Source organism: Alcanivorax sp. HI0083 (assembly GCF_001635175.1).
The window spans coordinates 1-1,166 of the sequence record NZ_LWFX01000267.1; the positions used below are offsets into that span (position 1 = coordinate 1).

The 1,166-nt window shown below is 50.9% G+C and carries 2 protein-coding genes; both read left to right on the plus strand.

Annotation, left to right across the window (positions count from 1 at the left end; genetic code table 11):
• Positions 1 to 405, plus strand: a 405-nt coding sequence (locus tag A3754_RS02890) for an efflux RND transporter permease subunit (protein ID WP_197468413.1), incomplete at its 5' end; no start/stop codon positions are given.
• 48 nt (positions 406 to 453) lie between these two features.
• A partial coding sequence (locus tag A3754_RS02895) for an isoprenylcysteine carboxylmethyltransferase family protein (protein ID WP_063518804.1) occupies positions 454 to 1,166 on the plus strand: 713 nt, incomplete at its 3' end.

Genomic DNA, 1,166 nt, shown 5'->3' on the forward strand with positions numbered 1-1,166 from the left:
GTTCCTCTAGCACTCATTGGCGGCATCCTCGCCCTGGCCCTTAGCGGCCAGTACCTGTCCGTGCCCAGCTCCGTAGGCTTTATCACCCTGTTCGGGGTGGCGGTGCTCAATGGCGTGGTCATGGTAGAGGCCATCAATCTCAGGCTGCGCGATGGCGAAGCGCTGGAGACGGCGATCTTCGAAGGGGCGGTGTCTCGCCTGCGCCCGGTGCTGATGACTGCGCTCACTTCCATGCTGGGTCTGATTCCCATGTTACTGGCCACGGGGGTGGGCAGTGAGGTGCAAAGGCCGCTGGCAGTGGTAATTGTCGGGGGGCTAGTGTCGGCGACGGGGTTAACGTTGCTGGTACTGCCAAGTCTTTATGCGTTTTTCTCGAGCAAAAAAGCTGTCGAGTTACAACGATAATCTAATCTTCCCCCGGCGGTTATCAGCCGGGGGGTTTAGGAGGAAAAAATGCTTTACTCTACATTGTGCAATCAAGGTGACTGGGCTTTTCGATGGCGTAGTATCGCTCCGGCGGTGCTTATGATTCCCGCGGTAATAGTTGCCTTAATAGATGTGCAATATTTTTTGGATAGTCACACCTATGATCAGTGGTGGGACTTGTTCGCGATATCGTTTGTGGTGGCGGGCCTTGGGATTCGTGTCTGGACTACTGGACATACCCCGCGAAGAACCTCTGGTCGTAATACCAAAAGTCAGGTGGCGGATTCACTAAACACTCGCGGTATTTATTCTATTGTTCGTAATCCTCTCTACCTGGGGAATTTTGTCGGAGGCTTGGGGGTGATTCTATTGCTCCACTCCTTATGGTTAACCCTTTACTATGTGCTGGCGTTCGCGCTTTACTTCGAACGTGTAATTCTTGTTGAGGAGAGATTTCTGTTGAGAAAATTTGGTGATTCATATCGCCAATGGGCAGAAAAAACGCCGGCTTTCTTCCCTTTAATATTACGAAAGTACCAGCCTGATGAATTGCCTTTTTGTTGGAGAACGGTGTTACGTCGTGAATATATAACTGTCGCCATGACAGTGTTGCTGCTGTTTGTTATGGAGGTCGGCGAAGATACAATGATCCAGGGGGAAATTATTCTGGATAGTCGCTGGCTAATAATTGCGGCAATCAATGGAGGGATGTTCTTGTTCTTCCGGGTGGTTAGCAAGCG